Source organism: Planifilum fulgidum, from assembly GCF_900113175.1.
GTDB lineage: Bacteria > Bacillota > Bacilli > Thermoactinomycetales > DSM-44946 > Planifilum > Planifilum fulgidum.
Window position 1 is genome coordinate 74804 of the sequence record NZ_FOOK01000011.1, and the last position, 22370, is coordinate 97173.

Consider the following 22370-nt stretch of genomic DNA (forward strand, 5'->3'; position numbering starts at 1 on the left):
TGCCTCATCCGGAGGATTTGACAGAGGCCGCCGCGGTGCCGGACGGCAGGGTGGGGGCTTTCGCTCTGGTTTGAGCGATCCCTTTCCCTGCCGGGGGACGCGAAACGAAAAGGCATTCCGCCGGCGGTGGCGCCGCCTTCCGGGTTTATGTCCGCAGGGAGGCGGCGCAGCCGCAGCTTTGGAGGGCGATGCGCTTTTCCACGACTTTTTATCCCCCGGGAGTTGACTGCCGATGAAAGCCGGCGCTCGGCTTCCTTCGGCGAACGCGGGGGCCGCCGGATTCGGCGCATCGGGCGGGGAGGCTGTGAGGATGCGGCGGCGGGAAGCGTCCGGATCTGGAATGGGGACCGCAGAGGGAGGGCCTCCCCGGCCGGTCGGGGATGGGGTCGCCGCTTCTCCCCCGGCGGGAACATTCATTTTCTTTGAGGAGGGAGCGCGATGGGACGTCTGAAGGGTCGAGTGGCGATGATCACGGGTGCGGGCAGGGGAATCGGTTTTGCGGCGGCACGCCGGTTTGCCCGGGAAGGGGCGCAGGTGTGCCTGACCGATATCGATGAAGAGGGAATCCGCCGCGCGGAGGAGTCCCTGCGGGGCGAGGGACTGGAGGTGTTCGGCCTTCGCGTCGACGTGACGGACCGGGCCCAGGTGGAATCGGCGGTGGAGGAGATCGTCCGGCGCTGCGGCCGGCTCGACATCCTGGTGAACAATGCCGGGGTGATCCGGGACAATCTGCTGTTCAAGATGACCGATGAGGATTGGCAGACGGTGATGGATGTCCACCTGAAGGGCGCCTTTTACTGCAGCCGGGCGGCCCAGAAGGTGATGGTGGAGCAAAAATACGGCCGGATCATCAACATCTCCTCCACCTCGGCCCTCGGAAACCGGGGACAGGCCAACTATTCGGCGGCCAAGGCGGGACTGCAGGGCTTCACCAAGACCCTGGCGATCGAGCTGGGCAAATTCGGGATCACGGTGAACGCCGTCGCCCCGGGGTTTATCGAGACGGAGATGACCCGGGCCACGGCGGAGCGGATCGGGATCAGCTTTGAGCAGTTTGTCGAGGAGGTCAAAAAGCAGATTCCGGTCGGCCGGATCGGCCAACCGGAGGATGTTGCGGCGGCGCTCTTGTTCTTCGCGTCGGAAGAGGCATCCTACGTCAACGGCCAGGTGCTCTACGTGGCCGGCGGTCCGAAAGCCTAAAGGAGGGGGCATCATGTGGCAATCCCTGGTGGGACGTCGCTCCCGGCCGGTCGTCAATTGGGTGGAGAGGGGAGCCGTCCGCAGGTTCGCGGAGGCGATCGGCGATCCGAATCCCCTGTACCTGGATGAGGAAGCCGCCAAAAAAAGCCGGTACGGCCGATTGATCGCGCCCCCCACCTTTCCGCAAACCTTCGACTACGGAACCATCGAAGGGCTCTGCCTTCCCGACAGCGGCCTGATCCACGGCGAACAGCGCTACGATTACGTTCGGCCGCTCTTTGTCGGGGAGGAAATCACCTGTTACCGGGTGTTTCAGGACATGTACGAAAAAAGGGGAAGACGGGGGCGGCTCACCTTTCTGGTGTTTTCCCGGGTGGGCGAAGACAGCGGGGGAAAGACCCTTTTCACGACGAGGGACGTGATCATCGTCACCGAAACGGTCATGAAGGAGTGGAAAGGATGACGACCAAGGCGCCGATTTCCTGGAACGCCGGCGAAGAGCTCCCTTCGATCACCCTTCCGCCGGTGACGCGTCTGGATCTGATCAAATATGCCGGTGCCTCCGGGGATTACAACCCGATCCACACCATCGACGAGGAGGCGGCCCGGGCGGGGCTGCCCGGGGTCATCGCCCACGGCATGTTGACGATGGCGGTGATGGGCCGCCTGTTTTCCCCCTATTTGGAGCACGGATTCATCAAGGGATTTCAGACCCGTTTCACCGGCATGGTGTTTGTCGGCGACGTCCTGACGGTCGGGGGAAAGGTGCTCGGCGCGGAATCGACCGACCAGGGGGATCTCTATTCCTTCGACGTGTTCGCCCGGAATCAGAAGGGGGAGACGGTGGCTTCCGGCCAGGTGGAGTTTCTCGTTTTCCGGGATTGAGGAAAACCTCTCGCCGATGGCGCGTTGCGGAGTCGATGTTCGCCAAAGGTTGAGCCGGAAAAAGGATCACTTGAAAGAAGGAGTGGGGAAGATGGAAACGCGGCCGCCAGTGGATTTGGGGCATCGAAGGGCGATGATTGACGGTTTTGACCTGGGGGTTCCGGGAAGGACGGGGACGTACGTCCTCCGCGAGGAGGCGCTGACGCTGGTGGATACCGGTCCGAGTCCTTCCGTTCCGCGCATTTTGAAGGGATTGGAGGAATTGGGCCTGGATCCCGCCGATGTCCGGTATGTGATCGTCACCCATATCCATCTGGATCATGCCGGAGGGGCGGGGCTTTTGCTCGAGAGCTGTCCCCGGGCCCAGGTGGTGGTTCATCCCCGGGGAGCCCGCCATCTGGCGGATCCGTCGCGGCTCGTCGCGGGGGCGCGGGCCATCTACCAGGACCAGTTTGACGCGCTGTTTGATCCGGTGGTGCCCGTCCCGAAAGACCGGCTGATCGTGAAGGGCGATGGGGATACGCTGAAGATCGGACCGGAGTGTACCCTCACTTTCCTGGATTCGCCGGGCCATGCGGCGCACCATTTCAGCATCTACGATCCGGCAAGCGGAGGCCTGTTCACCGGCGACACGGCGGGCATCCGCTACCACGAGCTGGAGGATTGCGGTTTTGTTCTCCATCTGCCCGTCACGTCGCCCAACCAGTTTGATCCGGAGGCCATGCGCCGCTCGATCGAGCGGTTCCGGAAGATGAAAGCGGAACGCATCTTCTTCGGCCACTTCGGCATGGAAGAGCAGCCGGAGGCCGTCTATGAGGAAGTGCTCGGGTGGCTGGACCGGTTTGTCCGGACCGGGGAGTCGGTATTTGCCGAAGGCGGAGGCCCTTCCGAGATCGAGGAGCGCCTGATGGAACAAGTGCGGGAACACCTGAGGGAACGGAAGGTTCCGGAAGATCACCCCGTGTACCGGCAGCTGAAAATGGACCTCTTCGTTTCCGCCCTGGGAATCGTCGATTATCTGGAAAAAAAGCGGGGATAAGCCGCGGCTCGGAGAGGAGGAACAATTGTTGAGCGCGCTCGATCTGTTCCGCCTGGATGGAAAGACGGCCATCGTCACCGGGGGCGGGCGCGGCCTGGGCAGGCACATGGCGGAGGCCTTGGCGGACGCCGGTGCCCGCGTGGTGATCTGCTCCCGCAAGGTGGAAGCCTGCCGCGAGGTGAAGGAATCGATCGAACAAAAGGGGGGAGAGGCCCTGGCCCTCCCCTGTGACGTCACCCGCCCGGAGGATGTGGTGCGGGTGGTGGCCGCCGCCAAGGAAAACTTCGGCGGAGTGGACATCGTCATCAACAACAGCGGGGCCACCTGGGGCGCGCCGCCGGAGGAGATGCCCCTGGACAAGTTTGAGCGGGTGATGGATGTCAATGTGAAGGGCACCTTCCTCATGTCCCAGGCGGCGGGGAAGGAGATGATCGCCAGCGGCAAGGGCGGCCGGATCATCAACATCGCTTCGGTGGCCGGTCTGCTCGGGGGTCATCCCGATTACATGCAGACCGTCGGTTATAACGCCAGCAAAGGGGCGGTGATCAACATGACCCGGGATCTGGCCGTCCAATGGGCCCGCCACGGGATCAACGTGAATGCCATCGCCCCCGGATGGTTTCCCACGAAGATGTCCCGCGCCGTGCTGGAACGGTTCGGGGAGAAGATTCTCTCCCACATCCCCCTGGGCCGGTTCGGCGGTCCCGATGATCTCAAGGGGGCGGTTCTCTTTCTGGCCTCCCCCGCCGCCGCCTACGTCACCGGGCAGGTGCTGGTGGTGGACGGCGGGATGACGGCCTGGTGACCCGGAAAGGACGACGGCCCGCGTTCATGGTGCATCCAAACAAGAGTTGAAGCTTTGGGAACCGGGAGGTGCGTTTATGGCTGACGTGTGGATTATCGCCGGCGCCCGGACCCCCTTCGGATCCTTCGGGGGCAGTTTTGTGGATGTGAGCGCCGAGGAGCTGGGGGTGGCCGCCGCCAAGGGCGCGCTGGAGAAGGCGGGAGTGGAACCGAAGCAGGTGGACAACGTGGTGATGGGCAATGTGATCCAGACCCACAATGGGGCGCCGTATCTGGCCCGCCATGTGGCGCTCAGGGCGGGGATTCCCATCGAAACCCCCGCCCTGACGGTCAACCGGCTGTGCGGTTCGGGACTGCAGGCGGTGGTGTCCGGCGCCCAGTCGATCCTGCTGGGAGAGTCGGAGATCGGTCTCGTCGGCGGCGCGGAAAATATGAGTCAGGCACCCTACGCCCTGCGGGGCGTCCGGTGGGGGATGCGGATGGGGGACGGGGTCCTGGCGGACACGCTGACTGAAACCCTCACCGACCGTTATTGCGGCCTCGGTATGGGAATCACCGCGGAAAACCTGGCCGAAAAATACGGCATCACCCGGGAGGATCAGGACCGGTTCGCCTTGACCAGCCAAAGGCGGGCGGCGGAGGCGGCGGAGAGCGGCAAGCTGGCGGAAGAGATCGTGCCGGTGATGAAAAAGGGGAAAAAGGGGCCGGTCCGGGTGGATGCCGATGAGCACATCCGACCCCAGACCACTCTGGAAAAGCTGGCGGACTTGAAGCCGGCCTTTAAACCGGACGGCACCGTCACGGCGGGAAATGCCAGCGGGATCAACGACGGGGCGGCCTGTCTGGTGATCGCCTCGGACAGGGCGGTCAATCGGTACGGACTGAAGCCGATGGGAAGAGTGGTCGGATGGGGCGTGGCCGGTGTCGATCCGGCGATCATGGGCATCGGTCCGGTTCCGGCTTCCCGGCTGGCGCTGAAGCGTTCGGACCTTTCCCTCGGCCGAATCGACCTGGTGGAGATCAACGAAGCCTTTGCCGCACAGGTGTTGGCGGTTCAGAAGGAGCTCGATCTGGACATCGACATTCTCAACGTCAACGGCGGCGCCATCGCCCTCGGCCATCCCGTCGGCGCCAGCGGAGCCCGGATCTTGCTCACCCTTCTGTACGAGCTGAAGCGGCGGAACCAAAAGTACGGCTTGGCCTCCCTCTGCATCGGCGGCGGCCAGGGGATCGCCATGGTGGTTGAAGCGGTCTGAGAAGGCTTTTTCCGCCGGGAGATCCCCCTTCCCGTCGCGTCGCGAATGGCGGGCGATGAGGCCTTTTGCGGAAAAAACGGGACCGCCTTTCCGCGCCCGGTGGTTCATTTGTCAGGCCGCGGGCGGGGAAGGGGGTCCCGTCTTCTTTTTTCAGGGGAGAGGCCCGAAGGATGGCAAGGCATACATTTTAAATTTTAAGACAAGCCCTTCTCGTCGAAGGATTCGTCGTCCGGATCTTCCTTTCCGACGAGAAAATATGAAATGACAGCCAATGCGATGATTGCCAAGGGTACGCCGATCAGGACGAGAAGGTTTCCTTCTGTCAAAATTCCACTCCTTTCTGGGAAAGTTTCTTAAAATCGGATGGATGAATGGGAAAAGTGCGATAAAAAAGTCGGAATCGGTCGGATTCCGCCCGGGGGACATGGAAGGGGTGCCAATGAAGTGTCATAAATCGACTTCTCCACGGCACAGGAAAAATCCTTCTTCCAAATGTCATAATACAATGGGTGATTATGTTGCGATTGGGTACGAAATCCGGCGTGAAGTTACAAACAATGTTGAATGTTTTATAAATTGGTCATATCTTTTTTATTGGGGGGTGAAGCGGCGCCGGAAAAAGGGGGACTTTCGGGCGATCTCCGGAAAAACGCTTTTCACGGCGGAAGGCAAATCGAAATTCGATCGGGGGGATGCTGATGAATTTCCGCACCTATGGCGAATTTTGGCCCTTTTATCTGTCGCAGCACAGCAAACCGTCGACGCGCGCCTGGCATTTCGCCGGCACGGCTTGCGTGCTTCTCTGTCTGGTGTTGGCGGTCGCCTCGATGAACGGCTGGTTTCTCCTGGCGGCTCCGGTTTTGGGATACGGTTTGGCCTGGTTCAGCCATTTTTTCATCGAAGGGAACAAGCCGGCCACCTTCGGCCATCCCCTATGGTCGCTTCGGGCCGATTTTCACATGTTTTGGCTGATGTTGACGGGAAAGCTGGAGAAGGAATTGCGCCGCCTCCGGGAAAGGGAAGCGAAATGACCGCCGCGGGGAAGCGCTTCCGGGTTTTTCAAATCGCTTTTTGAAACCATGAAATTTTGAACTTCGTTTCCAACAATAAAAGGGATCTTTTTCGGGGCTTGACGCCCTTTTTTGTTTGTGGGAGAGGAGATCGATGCGAGGAAAGATCGAAGAAGGGGACTTCATCAAAGGTGTCGCCATCTTCGGGGTGATTTTGATTCACGTGACCGCGTACAGCCTGCGCACCACCCAACCGCTGACGGAAGGCGGTCTGTTTTTTGCGATGAATCAGCTGGGGCGGTTCTGCGTTCCCGTTTTTTTCATGCTGTCCGGTTTGTTGCTCTTTTACCGGTATTTTGGGGAAAAATCCTTTCCGGCCAGGCGTTTTTATCGCCGTCGGATGTTGTACATCCTCGTGCCGTATTTGGTGTGGTCCCTCTTTTACTGGATTTACGGGAGGCTGGCCCACCCGGATACCGGTCCGGGCACGGTGGGCGAGGCCTTTTTGGCCCTGTTTACGGGAGAGGCGTATTACCACCTCTATTTTATCGTGGTGATGGTCCAGTTTTATCTCCTTCTGCCGCTGTTGATCCGGGCCTTTCGCCGGTTTGGGGGACTTACGGTCGTTTCCTTCTCCTTTTTGATCAGCCTGGCGGCCATCAGCACCACCTGGCGGGAGATGAAGGCCCAACTGCCGTGGGTGCTGCCCTACTCGGAAAACACGATCCGGTTTTTTCCCGTCTGGTTCTTTTACTTTTGCCTGGGAGGATGGATGGGGGTTCACATTGGGTCCCTCCGGAGATGGATTCAAAGGGTTCCCTTGGCGGCTGTGCTGATCTTTTTCTGCGCGACGGGCCTGCTCGTGCTGTTGGATGCTTTTTTCCGAAAACAGACGGGTTTTTTCCAGGTTTCCGTGATCGCCTATTCCGTCGCCTCTCTGCTTTTGTGGTTTCATTTGGCCCAATGGCGGCCCAATTCCTGGATCGCACGGCTCGGCCGCCATTCCTTCGGCCTCTATTTGATCCATCCCTTTGTCCTCAATCTGCTCAGCAAGTTTGCGCCCGGTTTCTTTTCACCGGCCTCCTGGGCGGAATTCGCCTTTATGCTTGTCTGCGTGATCGGACTTTCCTTCGGGACGTCGGTTCTGCTCCGCCGGCTTCCATACAGCCACCTGTTGACGGGGAGGTGAAGGGGAAGGATAATGGCCTTGAGGGATTTTTTGTCACCCCGCAGATACAACAAGCCGCCGAGTAGAGCAAATATTCTACGAATTAGTAGTGTTTCGGGTTTTAAAAAGATATCTTCCGGATGAGGGATGGTGCGGGGGAAGCGGCTTTTTTGCCTTTAGGCTTCATCGTCTCCCGAAATGATGCGAGAACCCCAAAGGAAGGGAACCATCTTGTCGACGATCGAAATCTCGCGGCTGAAAAAGACGTTCTTTGGTGACGGGGTGGAAGTGCACGCCCTTCGCGGGATCGATGCGACCTTTCCCTCCGGGCAGTTTGTGGCGATTGTCGGTCCGTCCGGCTCCGGCAAATCCACTCTGTTGAGTCTGATCGGCACCCTGGACCGGCCAACCGACGGGATCATCCGGTTCGACGGTGTGAATCTTACCGATTTGAAGGGGAAGAAGCTGGCGGATTTTCGTTTTCAGCGGATCGGCTTTGTTTTTCAACAATTTTACCTGCTTCCGGCTCTGACCGCTTTGGAAAACGTGATGGTCCCCCTGCTTGGAAGACGGGTTTCCTTCAACAAAAAGGAACGGGCGGAACGCCTCCTCAAAGAAGTGGGTTTGGCCGACAAGCGAAATGCGCTTCCTTCCCAGCTGTCCGGCGGAGAGCAGCAACGGGTGGCGATCGCCCGGGCGCTGGTCAACGAACCGGATTGGATCCTGGCGGATGAACCGACGGGAAACCTGGATTCGGAAAACAGCGAGAGGATTGTGCAGTTGCTCCGGAAATTGAACGTGCGAAAAGGGTGCGGCATCCTGATGGTCACCCATGATCGGCAACTGGCCGAGCAGGCGGACCGGCGATTGGAACTGCGGGACGGCCGGATTCTGTATGATTCGGCCGAAGGGCGGGACGTCGAATGATTCGGTTTATCTGGCGCAATCTTTGGCGGCGCAAGGAACGGATCATCCTGACGCTGGTCGGCGTGTTGACCGTCAGTTCGGGACTCGGTTATCTGTTCGGTCTGTCGGAAAGCAATACCGGGACCGTGGTTGACCTGCTCCAGAAGCGCTGGAAGGCTTCCTACCACATCGTGGTGCGCCCTCCGGGCACCCGCGGCGTGACGGAACGCAAACATCTGCTGGAGCCCAATTATTTGAGCGGCATCGGCGGAGGAATCAGTCTTGATCAGTACAAGACCATCAAGGGGATTGACGGTGTTGAAACGGCCGCGCCGGTGGCGATGATCGGTTATGTACCCTTCCAAAGGTATGTTGAAGGTCATCGCATTGAAAAGGAAGGGATCTATCGCGTTACGAAAACGAAAGCGGTCGATCACGGGATCCGGGTCGAAAAGGAAAAGTGGCACGACTACATCGTTCAGGGGCCTTGGTATTCCCCCCTCGATTTCCGTGAGACGGAACGTGTTTACGGCGTGAGCCTTATAAAAGATTATCCTGAAAAACTCATGATTAGTCATTCCGTTCTCTTGGCCGGCATCGATCCGGTTCAGGAAGCCCGGCTGGTCGGCTTGGATCGGGCGGTTGTCAGCCAAGGGAAAAGCCGGTATTTCGACAAGGACAAAGTGAGTATTACAAATGGGGAAATCTTGGGGAAGACCTATCAACGCGTGGAAATTCCCGTACTGATCAGCAATCAATCGTCTTCCGCCGTGACCTACACCTGGACGATTGAACGGCTGGATTTGCCCTTTGCGGATGAGAAAACCGCCGTGGAAACCATGGAAAATGTGAAGCGAAGAGGTGGGAAATCCTATTTGGATACGTTGGATGCGGAAGGGAATCCGGCGGTGGTTTCCTACGGTGGCAGGGAGCTTTTTCGGCAAATGGCCGTTGATCTGACGGGAATTGATCCGCTAACGGGAAAACCGGCCGCGTCGGAGGGGGAACGTGTCAGTTTAACCCTGCTGGACCAACCGATCTCCAAACCGTCACCGCTCACCTACCGCGAGGCAAAAAGCCCTTTTCCAGACCGGTGGCCCCTGGCCTATGAAGTGAAGCCGGTTCCGGCGGAGAAGGGGAAGGAAGTGGTCGGATTCCCTCTACAGAGCGGTTCTTTCCGCCCTTTTGACTATTTTACCGCGACCCTCCATTTCAATTATGTCGGCTTTTTTGACCCCTCCAAACTGAACATCGCCAAGGATCCGCTGACGGAACTGCCGATGGAGACCTATCGCCCTCCTTCGGCGAAGTGGGTGCTGGACTCCGAGAACCGGCCCGTCAACCCGCCGAAGCAACTAAAACCGACGGATAACCCCCTTGGGTTGCTGACCCAACCGCCGACGATGCTGACCACCCTGGAAGCGGCGCAGGCATTGGTCGGCGACCGACCCATTTCGGCCATCCGGGTGAAGGTTTCCGGAGTGGAGCGATTGGATGAGAAGAGTCAGGCGCGGTTGGAGAAAATCGCGGCGGAGATTGAAAAGAAGACGGGCCTTATCACCGATATCACCCTCGGATCCTCCCCGCAGCCGATCCTCCTTCACGTGCCTGCGGTCGGGGATCTGCCGGAACTGGGATGGATCGAACAGCCGTGGGTCCGGATCGGTTCGGCGATCACCCTCTTCCGGGAGACGAAACTGGGGTATTCGGGGATTGTCGCCGGGGTGATCGCGGTGGCCGCGGTTTACGTGCTGGCGATGAACGGCATGTTTTTTTTGGCTCGCAGAAAGGAAGTGGCGATTCTCCTGGCCGTCGGCTGGCGTCCCTCCCAAGTGACGCGCATGGTTCTGCTGGAAGCGGGCCTGTGGGGACTGCTGGCGGCGATCGTTTCCATGGCGATGTTGACCTTCGCCCATGCCCAACAGGGAACGGCCGTCCCTCTCGATCGGTTGGCGGCGGCGGGATGTTTGGCCATGGGGCTTTACCTGGTCGGAGGGTTTGTTACCGCCGTGATGGCCGCCCGCGTTTCCCCCTATGAAACGATGCGGACGGGAGAGAGCGATCCGGTCATTCGGCGATGGATTGCCGTATCCAATCGGTGGACACTGGCATGGAGTTATTTTGCGGGAAAGTGGCGGCGAAACCTTCTTTCCGTCCTGACGATCGCCATTCCGTCGGCGCTGTTCAACTTTTTCGTGTTTGTCACAATCCGGCTGAAGGGCGTCTTTTACACTACGTGGCTCGGACAATATGTATCGATGCAGGTGGGGCCGGCCCATTATGCCGCCGTCGGGATCGCCTGGATGATCGCCGTGCTGACCACGACGGAAGTCCTGTGGCAAAATGTCGCAGAACGAAAACCGGAGATCGCCCTGCTTCGATCCCTGGGATGGCGGGACGGATCCATTCGCTTCCTGATGCTTTCGGAGGGAATACTCTGCGGACTGATGGCGGGAATCGTCGGGGGTGCCGTCTCTCTCTTCTGGATCAATGGGATTTATGGAACCGTGCCGTGGAAAGATCTTGCCGCATTATCGGCCTCCGGACTGATTCCCGCCGTGGTCGGTCTTATGGGAGCGGTAATTCCCTCGGAAATGGCGGTCCGCATCTCTCCGCTTCGGGAATTGAACGGAGCCTTCGTTACAGAAGAAAAAGCGGAACGTTATCTGGGAATGGCCGTCGCATTGGTCGCCCTGGGATGTCTCATCGGGATGATGGGGGTTTTGATCCTGCGGTGGTGATCACGGCGGGACAGGGTGCCGCGTGTGGGCGGCACCCTTCTCATTGATCACTGCTTCGTGCCGCAGGGCGTACGCAACCCCTCAGCTTTTTCCCGTCAATTCCCCAACCCTGCCCATCAACCGGACTTGGGCCCGCTCCAGTCGGTTCAGCGTATCCTTTAACCACCTTTGTTCCCGGATTAGCCGTTGGCGCCTTTCCCCGAGCATCCGTCGGGTTTCTTCGGGGTTGGGTCCGCCCCGGCATTTCCGCACCCGGATGAAATGAAGGGGATCCGAAAGGCGGGCCAGCTCTTCATCGGTGAAGCGCAGATCGACGCCCGCCGCCTCCAAGGCTTTCTGCCGGACCTCCTCCGGCGTCAGCTCGTGAAGCTCCCGGTTTTCCCGCCAGGCGCTCCGGGCAATCCGGGCGGCGATGCGGTGGGCGGTCCGGAGGGGGAGGCCCTTTTCCCGCACCATGGTGTCCGCCCACTCCGTGATGGTGATGGCTCCTTCCCGGGCCCGCCGCCCGAGGAGTTCCCGGTTGACCTCCAGGGTGCGAATCACCGCCGTCATGAGCTCAAGCACGCGCCGGCTCTTGTCGATGGCCCGGTGCAGATGGGGCTGGAGGTCGTCCTCCGTGTCGACGACGTCACCGAAGGGGGTGTTGTGGATCATCGTCAGGACCGCCAGGGCGTCGGCGGCGGCGCTGCTTGACAGGGAGCGGGAATGTTCCACGGAGACGGGATTCCGCTTTTGCGGCATGATGCTGCTGATCTGCACATAGGGATCGGCGACCCGGACCGCCTGGAATTCCCGCGTGCAGAAGAGGAGGAGATCCTGAATCCAGCGCCCGAGATTGGTCATCATAAGGGCCACGGCGGTGGCGGTTTCCCCCAGGTAATCGGCTCCGGCGACCGCGTCGTAGGAGTTTTCCACCAGATCGTCAAATCCCAGCGCTTCCTTCACCGCATCCCGGCAGATGTCGAAGCCGGTGGTGGTGATGGCCGCCGAACCGAGGGGGCTCCGGTTGACCTGGTGGAAAGCGTTTTTGAGACGCGCCGTGTCCCGGGCCAATCCATCCTGCACCGCCAGGAGATAATGACCCAACGTGGTGGGTTGGGCCGGTTGGGTGTGGGTGTAGGCGGGCATCACCGTCTCCAGGTGCTGCCCGACGGTTTCGAGGAGCGCCTCCCGCAGGGACAGGGTTTTTTCGATCAGGGAGAGGATCCGTTCCCGGAGGGCGATGCGGTACATGGCCACGCCCATGTCGTTCCGGCTGCGGGCGATGTGCATGTTCCCCGCCAGTTCTTCCCCGATCCGTTCGGCGATTTTGGCCTCGATCAGGAAAAACAGATCCTCATAGCGGGGGTCGTACTGCAGCTTGCGCGGATCGGTGCGGGCCACCTCCTCCACCGCCCGGAGGATGCGGGCGGCCTCCGATCTTTTCAGAATCCGCCGGTCGTACAGCATGAGCACATGGGCGCGGTGCACCTGGATCATGGCGTGAAACAGGGTGTCCCGCTGGTCGTTGAACAGCGGTTTGAGCAAACATTCCACGTAGGTTTTCCCGGGAAAGGCGGTGCCCTCCGACCGGAGCCACTCCTCCCGGTTTTGCCTTTCGCGCTCCATCGGCATCCTCCTTTCTGCGAACGATGGAAAGGGCCGGAGGGGATGTCCCTCCGGCGGGGACCTCTTCACCTACAGGGTTTGGTGGGCCTTCACTCCCAGGAACCGCTGGGAGATGAACATCACGATGCCGATCAGGGCGATTTGGTAGACGGCGTAGGCCGCGGCCTGCCCCAGGTTGAACATCCGGAGCTGGTTCATGATTTCGATGGAGATCGGCCGGTTGTCGATGGTGTAAAGGAGCACGGAGGAGACAAACTCTCCGACCGCCGTCACGAAGGCGAGCAGGGTTCCCGCCAGGGCCCCGGGCAGGATCAGGGGGAGGACCACCCGGCGGAAGGCGGTGAACCACCCGGCTCCCAGGTTGCGGGCCGCCTCCTCCAGGCTGTCGTCCAGTTGTTCCAGGGCGGCGTTGGTGGATCGCACCACCAACGGAATGTCGCGGACGAAGTAGGTCAGCGGGAGAATCCAGTAGGTTCCCACCAGAACGTTTCCAAAGGTGAAGGGAGTCGGCTGATTGAAGGCCAGGATCATGTTCATGGCCACCACCGTGGCGGGCAGGGCCCAGGGAAGCATGACCAGGATGTCGAGCAGATTTTTTCCGGCGAATTTTCGCTTGACCAGGACGTAGGAGGCGAGAATTCCGAAGAGAAAATTGCCCGCGGTGGCCAAAGCGGCCATGTTCAGACTGTTTTTCACCGGCTCCCAGATGTTCGGGTCCTCCATCAGCAGCCGGTAGTTCTCCAGGCTGAACCGGGTCGGGTAGGTCTGCCAGGTCCAGGCCCCCTCGGGAACGAAGGAGAGGACGATCAGCGTCACATGGGGAAGGAGCAGGATGATCACCCCGAGGATCCCCAGCCCGACGAGGGGCCATTTGATCCACGGGTTTTGCACCTCCCGCCGGTGGGCGCTCACCCCCTTCCCCGCGATGCCGTAGTCCCTTCGTCCCTGGTACCAGCGCATCAGGAGGAGGAAGGAGATGGAAAAGACGGACAGAATCACCGACTGGGTGGCGGCCATTTCCAGATCCCCGTTCAGCTTGGAGATGTAGATCTGCAGGCTGAGCACCCGAAAGCCTCCGGCGAGGAGGAAGGGAGCGCTGAAAGAGGCCATCGAGGTCATGAACACGAGCAGCGAGGCCGCCACCAACGCCGGCGTCAGAAGGGGGAGGGTGACGCGGCGAAAGACCGTCCACCGCCCGGCCCCCAGGTTGGTCGCCGCCTCTTCCAGCGCCGGATCGATCCGGTGGATGGCCGCGGATACGGTCATGTAAAAGTAGACGTACATCGTGTAGGTGTGCACCAGCAGGATGCCCGAGACGCCCCCCAGCCGGAAGGGAGGTTCATCCAGGCCCAGCAGGGATTGCAGCGTGCGGGTGATGAGCCCCGATTCCCCGTAAAGAAACAGGAAGGACATCACCCCGACCAGGGGCGGGAGGACGATGGGCAACACGGCCGCGGCGGCGAAGAAGGATCTCCCGGGAAAGTCGTACCGGTTGAAGATGAAGGCCAGCGGCACGCCCACCAATCCGCTCAGAAGCACACTCAGCACCGAGATGTACAGGCTGTTCCACAAGGCCTCCAGGTTGGTCAGCGTCTCCGGACTGAAAAACTGGCGGTAGTGCTCCAGGGAAAACCGCCCCTCCGCGGTCAGGCTTTCCGCCAGCGTGCGGAAGCTGGGGTAAAGGACATAGGCGAAAAGGACGGCCAGGATCGGAATCAGGAGAAGGACGGTGAAAGCTTTTTCCGACCGCAGGGATTTCAGCAGGCGGTCAGCCATCCGCTTCACCTCCGGGCGCCGGGGGCACCAGGCGGATTTGTTCCTTCGGCAGATCGAACCACAGCGTCTCCCCCTTGCGGATCCGCTCCATCCCCCGGCGAAGGTTGAGGAAGAGCGCCCGCAGGGTGATGCCCCCCTCCAGCTCGGCGGTGCATTGCAGGGTGGATCCGGTGAATTGGACCAGGGTGACCGTTCCCTTGATCGCATTGGGAGCGGATTCGTCGGTCAAGCGAATCCCCTCCGGCCGGATGGAGGCGAAGAGCGGTTTCCCTTCGGGATCGTCCGGGAGGGAAGCGACGTTTTCCGGGCGGTTGTCGACGGTGAGAACCCAGTCTCCGCAGGAGACGGTCACCGTCTCCGGAGTGACGCTCCGCACCGTGCAGGGAAGCAGGTTGGTTTCCCCGACAAAGGCGGCCACGAAGGAATTGGTCGGCGTGTTGTAGACTTCCATCGGCGTGCCCACCTGCTGGCACACTCCCTGGTTGAAGACGGCAATCCGGTCGCTCATCGACAGGGCTTCGGTTTGATCGTGGGTGACGTACACCGTGGTGATGCCCAGGGACCGCTGCAGGTTGATGATTTCCGCGCGCATCTCGTCCCGCAGGCGCGCGTCCAGATTGCTCAGGGGCTCGTCCAGAAGGAGAATCCGCGGCCGGATGACCAAGGCGCGCGCCAGGGCGACCCGTTGCTGTTGTCCGCCGCTCAGCTGGCTGATCCGCCGTTCTCCGTAGCCCGCCAGCCTCACCTGGGCCAGGGCCTCCTCGACGCGCCGCTTGATCTCCTCCCGGGGACGCTTGCGTACCTGCAGTCCGAAGGCGACGTTTTCCATCACGGTCATATGGGGGAAAAGGGCATAGTTTTGAAAAACCATGCCCGTGTCCCGCCGGTGCGGGGGAAGGTGCGTGACATCGTTTGTGTCGAAGAGGATCCGGCCCTCCGACGGTTGGTAAAACCCGGCGATCATCCGGAGGATGGTGGTTTTTCCGCAGCCGCTGGGACCGAGCAGGGTGAAGAATTCCCCCTCGCGGATCGACAGGTTCAGCCGCTTGACGGCCGTCACGTCACCGAACCGCTTGACCACTTGCTTTAATTCCACTCGACTCAACACGGATCACTCCAACTGTTTGGAATGCGGCTTTGGTGTTTTTGCGGAACTCATTTAACGGCGTGCGGGATGCGTCAGCGGTTCCGGCATGTTCGGCTCCGCCGCCTCATTCCTTGGTTTCCTTCGCCCGGTTTTTGATGTTTTCATCCCAGTATTTCATCCATTCGTCGGACTTTTCTTCGAGCAATTTCCAGTCGATCTCCATGGTCTTGATTTCGGTCTTGGCAATCCAGTCGGGGAGATCGGTGACGTCGGTCCGCGTCGGGATCCGGTAATACTTTTCGGCCAGCAGCTTCATCGCCTCCGGCGTGTTGACAAACTCATAGAAGGCCCGGGCCGCCTCCGGATGCTTGCTCCCTTTGACCAGGGCGATGCCCTCGGTCAGCACGGGGGTTCCGCTTTCCGGGATGACGAAATCAAAGGGATAGCCCTTGGTTTCCTTCAGCATGACCGTGTCCGGCATGTTCCAGACGGTGAGCAGTCCTTCCCCTTTCGCCACCTTGCTGTACATGATCTCCGGATTGGCCGTGTACTCCTTGGTGTTGGCGTCCAGTTTCCTCAGCCACTCATATCCCTCTTTCGGATCCCGGGTGTCCTTGTAGGTGCGGTAGATCATCGCCGAGTAGATCGTCCGCATCGTGCCGGAGGCGAGGGGGTAGCGGATGATGATCTTGTCCTTCCATTTGGGATCGAGCAGGTCGTCCCAATCCTTGGGGGCTTCCTCTTTGGAGAGGAGCTTGCTGTTGTACATGATCACCTCCGGAGTCTGGCTGGTGCCGGTCCAGGAGAAATCCTCCGCCCGGAACTCCTCGGGAAGGGAATCCTTGTAGCTGGGCTCATAGGGCTCCAGCAGTCCCTCGGCCCGCGCCTGTTCAAACATCACCGACGGGGCGCCCCACCAGACGTCCGCCTGGGGGTTGGCCTTTTCCGAACGGATCCGGTCCAGGATCTCCTGGGAGCCGATATCCAGCCACTGGACGTCGACGCCCGGATGCTCTTTTTCGAATTGCTTTTCAAATTCGCTCAGGATGTCCTTGCCGTGGGGGGAGTAGACGACCACCTTTTCCTCCAGGCCCTCATCGGAGGCGGACTTTTCCTCGCCCGCCAGGCAGCCGGACAGCGTCGAACCGGCGAGGACCAGGATCAGACCCAGCAACCATCCTTTGTGCATGCGCATGGATGATGCCCTCCTTTTGGTTTTGATCCGAGTCAAAGGACGCCGCCGATCGGGTCGCTGCATTCCTTGAGAACCAGGGCGGCCCCGCCGATCACGCCGGCGTCGCTTCCGAGCTGGGCCCGGCGAATTTCCGGCTGAGTCGGCGAGAGGCGCTTGACCGCCTCCCGGATCTTCGGCAGCACCAAATCGGCGGAACCCATCAATCCGCCGCCCAGGATGACCACCTCCGGATCAAACAGGACGACGGCGTTGATGATGCCCGCCGCCAGATGGCGGATCGATTGGGAGACGACCGACTTCGCCAGCGGATCTCCCTTTCGGGCCGCATCGAACACCTCCTTGGCCGTCAGGCGGCCGTTATCCCTGCGAAGGGGGGAGGACGGACCGGCTTTCTCCATTTGTCCGAGGACCTGGCGGACGATGCCGGGGCCTCCCGCCTTGCTCTCCAGAAAGCCGAATCCGTCAAAGACGGGATCGGTCCATCGGTCGACGGCGTCGGCGTCCGTCACCATCGATCCGATTTCGCCGGCGGCCCATCCGGACCCCCGGTACAGGGTTCCGTTCAGGATCAGACCGCATCCGATCCCGGTGCCGACGGTGATCATGATCACGTTTCGCTTGTCCTTACCCGCTCCTTTCCAACACTCTCCCAGAGCCGCCACATTGACGTCGTTGTCGACGTAGACCGGAAGGCGGAGTCGCTCTTCCAGCAACCGTTTCAAGGGAACATCCGTCCAGCCCAGGGCCGGGGCGGACAACACCACCCCGTCGGAGGCGCGGGTGATGCCCGGCGCCCCGATCCCCAGGCCGATGATGCGGACGCCCGGATCCACTTGCGAAAGAAAGCGGTCCAACTGCTCGCCGAGGGTGTCCAGCATGGAGGTGCGGGAGCTGGGAAATGTCCGCTTTTGTTTGATCTGACCGGCCAGGTTGCAGAGGGCGATCGTGGTCCCGTATCCCCCGATGTCCACGCCCACCGCCCAAGCCGCATCATCGTTGATGGAGAGGGTGATCGGCTTCCGTCCCCCCTTGGCTCCGGAAACCCCTTGTCCCACTTCCCGGATCCATCCTTCCCGGAGGAGTTCCTCGGTCAGCTGGGAGACCGTGGTGCGGCTGATCGCCGTTTCCTCGGCGATTTCCGCGCGGGAAACCGGCTGCCTGCGGCGGATGGTTTGAAGGATCAGCCGTTTGTTCATCTGCTTCAATATCTGCGGCTGATGGGGAGAGGTCTTTTCGTTTCGACGGCGCATGACTTCATCCTCACTATCGTGGTTGGTTTGTAAGCTTTTCGAATAAACGAGAAAAACAAAAAAACAAGGGATCTTTCAATTTTCAATATACACCAGTGACAAAAAAATTGGAATACTGAATTTTATTTGTCTGATGGAGGGATTGTCGGTGCCCGAACCGGCCGTTCGGAGCCTTTGAATGGAGGAGTCGCGGCAAGGCGATGACAGAGTGGGTTGGAAGCATCCAAGGCGACGTCTCGGTCTGCCTCGGCGGGAGGAGGGGGTTTTTCAAGTTTCGGAGATTGCGATGCCGAGGGGAGAAGGGTGGGGGATCAACGGCTGAAGCCGCCTGATCCGTCGAGGGGCCGGACATCCGGCCCTTTCGCGGTCAGGCGGCTTCACCGGCCGCCGGCGGGCGCCTCAGATTTACACCATCACCCGTTTCAGTTGCGACAGGAAGCGGGAACGGACCATCACAAAGTAGATGGTGTAAAGGATCAGATACGCCCCGATCGCCGCAAATCCGACCATGATCATGTTGGTCGGGAAATAGAACAGCGATGCGAGTCCCCAAAGCCCCACCAGCGTCTGAAGTGCCGCAAAGATCAAGGGGATGTAAAAGAGGAGGGCGATTTGGATGGTTGCGCTCCTTTTCATCTCCTTTTCGCTCAAACCGATTTTCGACAGGCTGTGGTAATGGCGCTGATCCTGCTGCAAGTCATTAAACAGTTTGAAATAGAGGAAGCTGGCGGTGAACACGGAGAAGATGGCCGCGATGAACAGACCCACGAAGATCATGATGCGGGTTGCCTGTTTCAGATTCACAAAGTTGCCGGCGCGGGACACGACGACGCCATCCGCCTTTCCTTCCCGGAGCCGATCCTTGTTCATTTTGTCCAACTTCGTTCCCAACCGGACTTCGGGCGAGTCCGTCGCGGGAACGGAGCGGTTGGACCATTCCGGAACGAGATACCCGTAATACTGCTCCGTTTGGATCGGCGGCAATTTCCGCATGACCCGCCTGAAATCCGCGTCGCTTACCACCGCCACATGTTGGCTGCCAAAGAGCGTTTTCGTCCATTCCTCTTTCTTGGTGAAGGCGATGCCGTCCGGTTCCTTCAGGGTCAACGCGGTGAGGTCCGGCAATTGGTGCTTCGCCAGCGTTGAATGGATCAACAAAGCCTCCCCCGGTTGCAAGGGCACCTGAGGCAATGCAAGGGATTTCGGCAATCGCTGCGGAAGGGAGCGGGATGGGCCGGTCTTTTCCTTATCCGGGGGATGAAGAGGCCTCAGGCGGATCCGCCTTTTCCTTTTTTTCGCGTTTTCGGACGCCGGATGAGGCCATCGCCTCCCTGGGCGTGCCCTCCGTCGGCGAATGGATTCCGGGGTTTTGGAACGGACCGGGAACAAGGGCAGGAAAGCCGAAAAAATAACCGCTCTCCAAAAAATTGAAGGAAGGGTCGGGCGCGGGAAAATCAATGAATCTCTTGCCGGGAGGGGGAGGACCTCATCGCGTCTGGAATTTTTTCGAAATTTTGTATAAAATTAAAGGTGGAGGACATGGGGGATCGATGTCCGAATCTCACCGTTCGGGGGTTGTGAAATGAGAAGGAACGGCAAGGCGATGTTGGCGCTGCTGTTGGCGGTTGTTTTGTCCTTTTCCCTGGGGCTATCTCCCCTGGGGGCCGAGGCCGGGGAGAAGGAGGATCCGGCCCTGTGGCAGGCGGTTCGTCCCCTGTCCACGATTGTCAGTTTTATGAATACGGGGGCGCATCCCGATGACGAGCGAAGCGCCCTGCTGGCCTGGCTGTCCCTCGGCCAGGGGGTTCGCACCTCCAGCGTGATCGCCAATCGGGGGGAGGGAGGGCAAAACGAGATCGGCGACGAGCTGGGGAACGGACTGGGCATTATCCGCAGCCGCGAGTTGCAGGAAGCATCCAGGGTGACGGATGTGGATCTCTTCCTCCTCAGCCGGACGCTGGACGACCCCATCTATGATTTCGGTTTTTCCAAGTCTCCGGAGGAGACGCTGGAGAAGTGGGGAGAGGAAGTGGTGTATGAACGGCTGATCCGCTTGATCCGGCAGGAGCGGCCGGATATCCTGATGCCCTCCTTCCGGGATGTGCCGTCACAGCACGGACACCACCGGGCGGTGGCGCAGCTGACCCTCCGCGCCTTCGCCGATGCCGCCAATCCCAAGGTGTTTCCGCAGCATATGAAGGAGGGCCTCTCCCCCTGGCAGGTGAAAAAATTGTACCTCCCGGGGGAAGAAGGGAAGGAAACGCTTCGATTCAACATCGGCACGGTGGACCCGGTGTACGGAAAGACCTATCCCCAGCTGGGAGAAGAGTCCCGCAAGCTGCACAAAAGCCAGGGGATGGGGCGCGACCTGCCGGTGGAGGATTACTTCGTGTCGCTGGAACTGGTGAAGTCGGCGGTCGGGGAGATCAAGCGGGAGCAATCCCTTTTTGACGGATTGCCGGTGACCCTGTCCGACTGGGCCGCCGATCTGCCCCAGGGCGCGCTGAAGAAGCGGCTCGTCCGGTTGCAGAGCCGGTTGGACGGGGTGATCGGCGCATATCCGGATCGCCGCGAAGTGACGAAAAGGGTGCAGCAGGCGCTGACGGAAACCCGGCAAGTGATCCGTCTGGCCGAGAAAAGCCCTTTGCCGGATTCGGCGAAAGAGGATCTGCTGTTTCGTCTCCGGGTGAAGGAGCGGCAGCTGCAGAAAGCGAGCGCCGTCGCCTCCCGGGTCGACGCGGCGGTGAAGGCAACCCCTTCGGTGTTGACGCGGGGGTCCACCGGGAAGGTTGTCGTGACGGTGACCAACGGGGGCGAAGATGCCTTGACGCATCTGAAGGTCGACCTGAAGGTTCCCGGTGCTTGGCGGGCGAAGCGCGCCTCCCTTCCGCGGACGATCCGGCCGGGAGAAAGCCGGAACATCGCCTTTGAGGTGAAAGTGCCGGAGAACGCTTCCTTCTTCGATCCCTACGCGCCCCCCGTCGTGCAGGCGGAGGTTTCCTACAAGCTTCGGGGGGAAACCGTGACCCGCACCGCCGTTCCTCGGCCGACGGAGCAGACCGTCGCCGTCCTTCCCGATTGGGGGATGCGCTTGATGCCGGAGGCGATGGTTCTGAACACGAAAAAGCCGGGAGAGCGGCTCACCGTGACGATGGAGGTGACCAATTACCGGAGCGGTCCCTCCTCCGGAAAGATCCGACCGCGTCTTCCCGAGGGATGGCGGGCGGAACCGGCGGCTGAGCAGCTGGCGTTTTCCGCCCGGGGAGAAACGAAGCGCGTCACCTTCACGCTGGAGCCCGGCTCGGCCGTCCGGCCGGGAGCTTACACCATCCCCGTGGAAGCGGTGGTGGACGGGCGTTCCCAGTCGTTGCAGGTGCAGCCGATCCACTATGATCACATCGGGACGAGCTATTGGCTGAGGCCGGCGGAGCTCCGCGTCCAGGCCTTCCCCCTCGAACTGGTTCCGGGGCTGAAGGTGGGTTATGTGGACAGCGGCTTCGATCAGGTGGGCGATTGCCTGCGCCAGGTGGGTGTCGATGTTACCTTCCTGGAGGAGGAGGACCTGGCATCCGGCGATCTCGCGCAATATGACGCCATCGTGGTCGGAATCCGCGCCTATCTTTCCCGCCCCGATCTGCTGGAGCACAACGACCGGCTGCTGGAATACGTCAAGGAAGGCGGCCACGTGGTGATGCAGTACCACAAACCCGAGGACAACTGGCGTCCCGAACTGGCTCCCTACCTCCTCCAACCGGGCAGTCCCTCCATCGAATGGCGGGTGACCGACGAAAACGCCCCGGTGACGTTCCTCAAGCCGGATCATCCGCTGCTGAAAGCGCCGAACGCCATCACGCAGGAGGATTTCGACGGGTGGGTTCAGGAGCGAGGGCTGTATTTCCCCTCCGAGTGGGATTCCGCCTATGAACCCCTCCTGTCCATGGCCGATCCCGGGGAGGAGCCCTTCGAAGGCGGCTTGCTGGTGGCCGACTACGGGGAGGGATCGTACATTTACACCAGCCTGGTCTGGTACCGCCAGATCCAAAGCCAGGTGCCCGGCGGATACCGGATGTTTGTCAACCTGATCAGCTATCCGCGGGTGCGGTGATCTCGGATGCAAAGGGAAAAACCCCGCCGATCCTGAAGTGCACCCCTTAAAGTAGACACAGGAAAACACCCCTGTGAAAATTACTTTAAGGGGTGATTTTCGTGGCAAGAAAAGGACAGAAATTCAAGACATATAGCTTTGAACTGAAAAAGAAGGCAGTGGAAATGAGGCTTCAGGGCATTCCCAAGGCAAAGATTGCTGAAGAGCTGGGGATTCAAGATGTGGGGCGATTAAAGATCTGGATGCGGAAATACCGGGAACAGGGCGATTTTGGGCTAATGGAGCACAGAGGGAGGCGGAAAGAGTACAAGGACCTGGAACGGGAAGTCAAAAGGCTGCG

General features: G+C 60.4%; 19 protein-coding genes. 12 read left to right on the forward strand and 7 right to left on the reverse strand.

Going from position 1 to position 22370, the window contains the following annotated elements; all coding sequences use genetic code 11:
- Window positions 1-438 precede the first annotated feature (438 nt).
- From fabG to BM063_RS08190, 6 genes are all read left to right on the forward strand, one after another.
- On the forward strand, window positions 439-1200 hold the full coding sequence (gene fabG, locus BM063_RS08165; RefSeq protein ID WP_092037770.1) for a 3-oxoacyl-ACP reductase FabG: 762 nt from the start codon (window positions 439-441) through the stop codon (window positions 1198-1200).
- A 13-nt stretch (window positions 1201-1213) separates the two neighbouring features.
- Window positions 1214-1663, forward strand: a complete 450-nt coding sequence (locus BM063_RS08170; RefSeq protein WP_092037772.1) for a MaoC family dehydratase N-terminal domain-containing protein — start codon at window positions 1214-1216, stop codon at window positions 1661-1663.
- Window positions 1660-2085: a MaoC/PaaZ C-terminal domain-containing protein gene (locus BM063_RS08175; RefSeq protein ID WP_092037777.1), complete on the forward strand. Its 426-nt coding sequence runs from the start codon at window positions 1660-1662 to the stop codon at window positions 2083-2085. The genes BM063_RS08170 and BM063_RS08175 overlap by 4 nt, the downstream gene beginning before the upstream one ends.
- A 91-nt stretch (window positions 2086-2176) precedes the next feature.
- Window positions 2177-3124, forward strand: coding sequence for an MBL fold metallo-hydrolase (locus BM063_RS08180; protein WP_092037818.1), 948 nt, complete (start codon window positions 2177-2179; stop codon window positions 3122-3124).
- 28 nt (window positions 3125-3152) lie between these two features.
- Window positions 3153-3929, forward strand: a complete 777-nt coding sequence (locus tag BM063_RS08185; protein ID WP_092037779.1) for an SDR family oxidoreductase — start codon at window positions 3153-3155, stop codon at window positions 3927-3929.
- Window positions 3930-4005: 76 nt separating this feature from the next.
- Window positions 4006-5184, forward strand: a complete 1179-nt coding sequence (locus BM063_RS08190; protein ID WP_092037781.1) for a thiolase family protein — start codon at window positions 4006-4008, stop codon at window positions 5182-5184.
- A 194-nt stretch (window positions 5185-5378) separates the two neighbouring features.
- Here BM063_RS08190 and BM063_RS18165 read toward each other — a convergent pair whose 3' ends face one another.
- Entirely contained in the window at window positions 5379-5510 is a 132-nt protein-coding gene (locus BM063_RS18165) for a hypothetical protein (protein ID WP_281246690.1), read from the reverse strand.
- 372 nt (window positions 5511-5882) lie between these two features.
- Here BM063_RS18165 and BM063_RS08195 point away from each other — a divergent pair, with 372 nt between their 5' ends.
- The 4 genes from BM063_RS08195 (at window position 5883) to BM063_RS08210 (ending at window position 11009) form a co-directional block, all read left to right on the forward strand.
- Complete coding sequence (locus BM063_RS08195) at window positions 5883-6215, forward strand: Mpo1-like protein (protein WP_092037820.1); 333 nt, start codon at window positions 5883-5885, stop codon at window positions 6213-6215.
- A 133-nt stretch (window positions 6216-6348) separates the two neighbouring features.
- Window positions 6349-7383, forward strand: coding sequence for an acyltransferase (locus tag BM063_RS08200; RefSeq protein WP_092037783.1), 1035 nt, complete (start codon window positions 6349-6351; stop codon window positions 7381-7383).
- A 210-nt stretch (window positions 7384-7593) separates the two neighbouring features.
- A complete protein-coding gene (locus tag BM063_RS08205) occupies window positions 7594-8289 on the forward strand; it encodes an ABC transporter ATP-binding protein (protein WP_342713743.1) in 696 nt (231 codons plus the stop codon).
- Window positions 8286-11009, forward strand: coding sequence for an ABC transporter permease (locus tag BM063_RS08210; protein ID WP_092037785.1), 2724 nt, complete (start codon window positions 8286-8288; stop codon window positions 11007-11009). The genes BM063_RS08205 and BM063_RS08210 overlap by 4 nt, the downstream gene beginning before the upstream one ends.
- An 81-nt stretch (window positions 11010-11090) precedes the next feature.
- On the opposite strand, the gene argH is transcribed toward BM063_RS08210, so the two are convergent.
- The 6 genes from argH to BM063_RS08240 form a co-directional block, all read right to left on the reverse strand.
- Window positions 11091-12617 carry an argininosuccinate lyase gene (argH, locus tag BM063_RS08215; protein WP_245752177.1) on the reverse strand — a complete coding sequence of 509 codons (1527 nt, stop codon included), beginning with the start codon at window positions 12615-12617 and terminating at the stop codon, window positions 11091-11093.
- Window positions 12618-12686: 69 nt separating this feature from the next.
- Complete coding sequence (locus tag BM063_RS08220) at window positions 12687-14393, reverse strand: ABC transporter permease (RefSeq protein WP_092037789.1); 1707 nt, start codon at window positions 14391-14393, stop codon at window positions 12687-12689.
- The gene (locus BM063_RS08225) at window positions 14386-15498 is read right to left on the reverse strand and encodes an ABC transporter ATP-binding protein (RefSeq protein WP_092037791.1); all 1113 of its coding nucleotides are present in this window, start codon (window positions 15496-15498) and stop codon (window positions 14386-14388) included. Before BM063_RS08225 ends, BM063_RS08220 begins: the two co-directional genes overlap by 8 nt.
- A gap of 106 nt (window positions 15499-15604) precedes the next feature.
- The gene (locus BM063_RS08230) at window positions 15605-16675 is read right to left on the reverse strand and encodes an extracellular solute-binding protein (protein ID WP_092037794.1); all 1071 of its coding nucleotides are present in this window, start codon (window positions 16673-16675) and stop codon (window positions 15605-15607) included.
- Window positions 16676-16707: 32 nt separating this feature from the next.
- Window positions 16708-17925, reverse strand: a complete 1218-nt coding sequence (locus tag BM063_RS08235) for an ROK family transcriptional regulator (RefSeq protein ID WP_092037796.1) — start codon at window positions 17923-17925, stop codon at window positions 16708-16710.
- Window positions 17926-18330: 405 nt separating this feature from the next.
- On the reverse strand, window positions 18331-19080 hold the full coding sequence (locus tag BM063_RS08240) for a hypothetical protein (protein WP_143085281.1): 750 nt from the start codon (window positions 19078-19080) through the stop codon (window positions 18331-18333).
- Between the two features lie 427 nt (window positions 19081-19507).
- Here BM063_RS08240 and BM063_RS08250 point away from each other — a divergent pair, with 427 nt between their 5' ends.
- Entirely contained in the window at window positions 19508-22030 is a 2523-nt protein-coding gene (locus BM063_RS08250; protein ID WP_092037801.1) for an NEW3 domain-containing protein, read from the forward strand.
- Between the two features lie 101 nt (window positions 22031-22131).
- On the forward strand, window positions 22132-22370 hold a 239-nt coding region (locus BM063_RS08255; RefSeq protein WP_143085282.1), incomplete at its 3' end, for a terminase gpP N-terminus-related DNA-binding protein.